At 66.9% G+C, this 5,969-nt stretch carries 6 protein-coding genes; 3 read left to right on the top strand and 3 right to left on the bottom strand.

The window, feature by feature from the left end; all coding sequences use genetic code 11:
• Window positions 1-389: CHASE2 domain-containing protein (locus tag VNJ47_13035; GenBank protein HXG29758.1), on the bottom strand; the 389-nt coding region annotated here is incomplete at its 3' end.
• Between the two features lie 200 nt (window positions 390-589).
• On the opposite strand from VNJ47_13035, the gene VNJ47_13040 reads away from it, so the two are divergent.
• On the top strand, window positions 590-1,666 hold the full coding sequence (locus VNJ47_13040; protein HXG29759.1) for a cyclic nucleotide-binding domain-containing protein: 1,077 nt from the start codon (window positions 590-592) through the stop codon (window positions 1,664-1,666).
• Window positions 1,667-1,734: 68 nt separating this feature from the next.
• Here VNJ47_13040 and VNJ47_13045 read toward each other — a convergent pair whose 3' ends face one another.
• Entirely contained in the window at window positions 1,735-2,220 is a 486-nt protein-coding gene (locus tag VNJ47_13045; GenBank protein ID HXG29760.1) for a DUF1249 domain-containing protein, read from the bottom strand.
• A gap of 51 nt (window positions 2,221-2,271) precedes the next feature.
• Here VNJ47_13045 and VNJ47_13050 point away from each other — a divergent pair, with 51 nt between their 5' ends.
• On the top strand, window positions 2,272-3,903 hold the full coding sequence (locus tag VNJ47_13050) for an alpha-D-glucose phosphate-specific phosphoglucomutase (protein ID HXG29761.1): 1,632 nt from the start codon (window positions 2,272-2,274) through the stop codon (window positions 3,901-3,903).
• 115 nt (window positions 3,904-4,018) lie between these two features.
• Here VNJ47_13050 and VNJ47_13055 read toward each other — a convergent pair whose 3' ends face one another.
• Window positions 4,019-4,843 carry a pyruvate, water dikinase regulatory protein gene (locus VNJ47_13055; GenBank protein ID HXG29762.1) on the bottom strand — a complete coding sequence of 275 codons (825 nt, stop codon included), beginning with the start codon at window positions 4,841-4,843 and terminating at the stop codon, window positions 4,019-4,021.
• Between the two features lie 24 nt (window positions 4,844-4,867).
• On the opposite strand from VNJ47_13055, the gene VNJ47_13060 reads away from it, so the two are divergent.
• Window positions 4,868-5,969, top strand: a 1,102-nt coding sequence (locus VNJ47_13060; protein ID HXG29763.1) for a PEP/pyruvate-binding domain-containing protein, incomplete at its 3' end; no start/stop codon positions are given.

Below are 5,969 nucleotides of genomic sequence, written 5' to 3' on the forward strand. Positions count from 1 at the left end.
AGCGCCTCGGCGAAGCGCGCGTCCGGCTGGCGCGCCGCCAGCCGGGCCGCGGCCGGCGCGGCCGCCGGGTCTGTCTGCAGCTCCTGCAGCAGCCGTTCGATCAGCACGCCGGTCTTGTCCGGCTCCGGGAACACCACGTCGAAGCCGACCACCTGCACGCCATAGTGATCGAACAGCTCGTCCAGCAGCCGGGCCAGGCGGTCGCGCGGCCAGGGCCACTGGCCCTCGACCGCCAGGCTGCGCTCGTCGATGTCGACGATGACCACGCGCTGATCCACGCGATTTGGCATGGTGAGCCGCACGCGCGCGTCGTAAAAGAAATTCTCGACCTGCACCAGCAGGCCCCAGCTAAGGACACCGAAGCCGTGCAACAGGAACAGCAGCAGCACCGCAGCGCTGATCCCGAGCCGGGCAGCGCGTGCGCGACGGCGTTTACCCCCCCCCGATGACATACCCATTGCGCTGACTCTAGCTCAGTCGGACAGACCGCGCAGGTCCGGGCCGGCCGGTGTATGAAGGCTATTGCGGCAGACGGTCCGGGCAGTGAAACTAGACGGGTCCATCAAGTGCTGGTGACCCGGGAAACCATGTGACCGCCGCCATCGACCCCACCGTGTTCGAGAGGTTCATCCCTCTCAACAAGCTCAGTGCGAAAGGCCGCGAGGCGCTGATCATGGGCAAGGGCATCTCGCAGGTCGAGATACCGCGCGAGGTCTATCTGTTCAAGGCCGGCCAGTCCGTTTACGACACGCTGTACGTGCTGGAAGGCAAGGTCGAGCTGTTGACGCCGCCGCCGGACGAGCGCGTACAGGGCTCGGTCACGGGCGGCAGCCCGGAATGCCTGCAGCCGATGCCCAACCAGGTGCCGAGCCAGATCAGCGCCGTGGCGGCCACCGATGTGCGCCTGCTCAAGGTCGACAGCAACCTGCTCAACAGCGTGCTCGCCTGGGACCAGCCGGAGCCGGCGTCCGGCCCCGCCGCCAGTGCGACCCGCCCGGCCAATGCTGCGGTGGCGGAAACCAGCGACTGGATGAGCAATTTCCTCTGCATCCGCGGCTTCCAGCGCGTGCCCCCCGAAAACCTGCAGAGCGTGTTCATGAAGATGGACTCCATTACCGTCAATGCCGGCGACGTGGTGATCAAGCAGGACACGGAGGGCGATTATTTTTACGTGATTGCGGAGGGGCGCTGCCGGGTGAGCCGCGAGGTGCCCGGCAAGCCGGCAGTCAAGCTCGCGGAGTTCGGCCCCGGCGCCTGCCTGGGCGAGGATGCGCTGATCTCGGGCGACAAGCGCAACGCGACCATCACCATGATCACGCCCGGCAAGCTCATGCGCCTGCCCAAGCAGGATTTCGTCAAGCTGCTCAAGGAGCCGATCACCCGCCCGCTGTCGCTCAGGCAGGCGCAGGAACTCATCGGAAAGGGCGCGCAGTGGCTGGACGTGCGCATGCCGGTGGACCGCAAGAGTCCTGCGATGGCGGGCAGCACCAGCATCCCGTTCTTCATCCTGCGCAGCCGCCTGTCCACGCTCGACCGCGGTAAGACCTACGTGGTCTATTGCGAGAACGGGCAGCAGAGCTCGGTGGCCGCCTACCTGCTGTGCAAGGAAGGCATCGACGCCTATTTTTTGAAGGGCGGACTGGTCGCCGAAGCCGCAAAGGCTTAGTCATGCGCTTCGCGCATGCCTAGGCCCGCGTCCGCGGGCCCACCCTCGACAAGCAAACCAGACAAGACCTACGGCAATCTCTCCAGAACCCTCTTCCTCGGCCGTCCTGCCAGGCTGAAGCCGTGGCCGTGCGCCAGCAGGTAGGCCAGCCACTTGTTCAGCAGCAGGTTGCGGCCCCAGCGCCCCTGCAGCATCGGGCCCAGCTCGCGGTCCAGGTCGCGCAGCACCGCGCAGTGCGCGTGCGGCCCGACGCGCAGCGCCTCGGCCAGCGCCACGTCGCGGTACACGCGGATGTCCACGTCCGGCTCCACCAGCACCACCCCCGCCTCCTCGAAGCGGTAGCTGAGGTTGAGCGTCACCGTGTAGCGCGAGCGCTCCAGCACGCGCAGGTGCAGCTCGCGATCCAGCGCGCTGCGTGACACGGCGGCGTCGAACGGAAAATCCGGCTCCGGCAGCAGCTGCGACAGGCGCGCGTAGCTGTCCTCGTACAGCGCCATCAGGCGTGTCAGGCTCGACGAGCGCCCCCGCAGCAATGTGTGGATGGTCGCATCCATGACCGGACTATAAGATACCCACCGGCGCCGCGCCATCACGAAAATCATCCCATGCAGATCCGCGAAATCCGCTGCACGCCCTTCCAGGACCAGCGCCCCGGCACCGCCGGGCTGCGCAAGAAGGTCCGTGTCTTCCAGCAGCCGCATTATCTCGAAAGCTTCGTGCAGGCGGTGTTCGACGCCCTGCCCGAACGCGGCAGCGGCGTGCTGGTGGTCGGCGGCGACGGGCGCTATCACAACCGCCAGGCCATCCAGACCGTCATCGCCATGGCCGCGGCCCATGGCTACCGCCGGGTCGTGGTCGGCCAGCATGGCCTGCTGTCCACGCCGGCGGCCTCGCACGTCATCCGCGTGCACAAGGCCAACGGTGGCTTCCTGCTCACCGCCAGCCACAACCCGGCCGGGCCGGAGGGCGATTTCGGCATCAAGTACAACCTCGCCAGCGGCGGCCAGGCCTCCGAATCCCAGACCGAGGCGATCTACGCCTGCAGCCGGCAGCTCACGCGCTACCGCATCGCCGATCTGCCGGCGGTGGATATCGACCGCCGCGGCCTGCAGGACTTCGGCGGCTTCGCCGTGGAGGTCATCGACCCGGTGGACGATTACGCGCGCCTGATGCAGACGCTGTTCGACTTCGATCGCATCCGTGATCTTCTGCGCACCGGCTTCCGCCTGCGTTTCGACGCCATGCACGCGGTCACCGGGCCCTACGCGCGGCGCATCCTGGTCGAGCAACTCGGCGCCCCGCAAGACAGCCTGTGGAACGCCGCACCGCGCGAGGATTTCGCCGGCGGCCATCCCGACCCGAACCTGGTGCATGCCCGGCCGCTGGTGGACGCGCTGTTCGCGCCGGACGCGCCGGATTTCGGCGCGGCTTCCGACGGCGACGGCGACCGCAACATGATCCTGGGCCGCGGCCTGTTCGTGAGCCCCGGGGACAGCCTGGCGGTGCTGGCGGCCAATCTGCACGTCTCGCCGGGCTACCGCGAGGGCCTCGCCGGGGTGGCCCGCTCGATGCCGACCTGCCGCGCACTCGACGTGGTGGCCGCGCGTCTCGGGCTGCCCTGCTACGAGACCCCGACCGGCTGGCGCTTCTTCTGCAACCTGCTCGAGGCCGGCCGCATCACGCTCTGCGGCGAGGAGAGCTTCGGCACCAGCTCCAGTCACGTGCGCGAGAAGGACGGCCTGTGGGCGGTGCTGGCCTGGCTGGACCTGCTGGCAGCGCGGCGTATCTCGGTAGCCGAGATCATGCGCGACCACTGGACGCGCTTCGGCCGGCATTACTACGTCCGCCACGACTACGAAGAACTGCCCGCCGATCGAGCACAGGCGGTGATGGCGACGCTGCGCGAAGCGCTCGGCACGCTGCCGGGCCGCAGTCTGGCGGACCTGTCAGTAACCGCCGCGGACGATTTCTGCTACCACGATCCGGTGGACGGCAGCGAGAGCCGGGGCCAGGGCCTGCGTGTCGTGTTCGGCGATGCCGCGCGCATCGTGCTGCGTCTGTCCGGCACCGGCACCGCCGGCGCCACCCTGCGCCTGTATCTGGAGCGCTACGCAACCGCCGCCGACCGCCTGGCGCTCGATCCCGCCGCCGTGCTGGCGCAGCTGGCGCAGGTCGCCGACGCGCTGGCCGGCATCCGGCGCATCACCGGCCGCGCAGAGCCTGATGTCGTGACCTAAGAAATAGAACAGGATGGTCAGGATTTAACAGGATGAACAGGATAAGAGCTTTCTTGCTCCAAGAAAGAATCCATCCTGATCATCCTGAAGCGTCCTGTTAATCCTGTTCTATTTCTTAAAAATGCCGGCGCTCGATCTTCTTCTCCAGCATGATCAGGGTCGCGATCTCCTCGATGGACATGTTGGCGGTGTTCACGAACGGGATGTTGTTGCGCGTGTACAGTTGCTCGGCCTGGCGCAGCTCGAAGCCGACCTGGTGCAGTGAGGCATACTTGCTGCCCGGACGGCGCTCGCTGCGCACCTGGTGCAGGCGCTCGGGCTCGCTGGTCAGACCGTAGAGCTTGGCCTGGTACTTGAGCAGGGCCGCCGGCAGCCGCGCCTTCTCCAGGTCGTCGTCGGTCAGCGGGTAGTTGGCCGCGAACACGCCGTGCTGCATGGCCATGTAAATGCAGGTCGGCGTCTTGCCGCAGCGCGAGGGGGCGATGATGATCACCTCGGCGCGGTCGTAGTCCTTGACCGTCTGGCCGTCGTCGTGGTGCAGCGCGTAGTTCATCGCCTCCATGCGCGCCCTGTAGCTGCTCTCGTCTGCCACGCCGTGGGCCCGGCCGATCGCGTGCGAGGATTTGACGTGCAGTTCCTGCTCGATCGGGCCGATGAAGGTGTCGAACAGGTCCAGGAACAGGCCGTCGGCGGTGCGCAGGATGCCGCGTATCTCGTCACTGACCGTGGTACTGAATATAATTGGCCGCAAACCGCTGGTTTTGGCCGCATGATTCACGTACTCGACCGTGGTGCGCGCCTTGTCCGCCGAGTTGATGAACGGCAGCGTCATCTGCTTGAACTCGGCCTCGTCGAACTGGGTCAGCAGCGTATGCCCAAGCGTTTCGGCCGTGATGCCGGTACGGTCGGAGATGAAGAAAACCGGGCGCTTCTGATCCAAGTCGGTTCCACCTAGGGTAGGTCAATGTCGAACAGTTACGTCATTCCCTTCGACCGGCTCCGCATGACCGACGTCGAGCGCGTGGGCGGCAAGAACGCCTCGCTGGGCGAGCTGATCAGCCAGCTGAGCCAGGCCGGCGTCAGCGTGCCGACCGGGTTCGCCACCACCGCCGAAGCCTACCGGGAGTTCCTCAAGCATGACAAGCTCGACCAGCGCATCGATGCCGCGCTGAAAACACTGGACGTGGATGACGTCGAGGCGCTGGCCAGGACCGGCGCCCAGATCCGCAAATGGGTCGTGGACGCTCCCTTCCCCAAAAAGCTCGACGAGGAAATTCGCGCCGCCTTCGCCGCGCTGGCCGCGGACAGCGGCCCGGACCCCGCCTTCGCCGTGCGCTCCTCGGCCACCGCCGAAGACCTGCCGGACGCCTCCTTCGCCGGCCAGCAGGAAACCTTCCTCAACGTGCGCGGCATCGACAACGTCATGCACGCGATCAAGGACGTGTTCGCCTCGCTGTTCAACGATCGCGCCATCTCCTACCGCGTGCACCAGGGCTACGAGCACAGCCAGGTGGCGCTGTCCGCCGGCGTGCAGCGCATGGTGCGCTCCGACATTGGCGCCTCGGGCGTGATGTTCACCATCGACACCGAGTCCGGCTTCAAGGACGTGGTGTTCATCACCGCCTCCTGGGGGCTGGGCGAGGCCGTGGTGCAGGGCTCGGTCAACCCGGACGAGTTCTACGTCTACAAACCGAACCTCGCCGCGCAACGCCCCGCGATCCTGCGGCGCACGGTCGGCGCCAAGGCCATCAAGATGGTCTACTCGCAGGACAAGCGCATCGGCAGGACGGTGGAAACCGTCGAGGTGCCGGCCGCCGAGCGGCTGAAGTTCTGTCTCACCGATGCCGACGTCGAGGCGCTCGCCAGGCAGGCCGTCATCATCGAGCGGCATTACGGCCGCCCGATGGACATCGAGTGGGGCAAGGACGGCATCGACGGCGAGATCTACATCCTCCAGGCCCGCCCCGAGACGGTGAAGGCGCAGGCCTCGCCCGATTCGCTCAAGCGCTATCGGCTGAAGACCCGCTCGAAGGTGCTGGTGAGCGGACGCGCCATCGGCCAGAAGG

It is taken from the genome of Nevskiales bacterium, assembly GCA_035574475.1.
GTDB lineage: Bacteria > Pseudomonadota > Gammaproteobacteria > Nevskiales > DATLYR01 > DATLYR01.

What these genes read in the sequence shown, in the direction of transcription:
- VNJ47_13050 (HXG29761.1), top strand. Translation starts at nt 2,272, where the DNA reads ATGCAGATCCGCGAAATCCGCTGCACGCCCTTCCAGGACCAGCGCCCC.
- VNJ47_13045 (HXG29760.1), bottom strand. Translation starts at nt 2,220, where the DNA reads ATGGATGCGACCATCCACACATTGCTGCGGGGGCGCTCGTCGAGCCTG.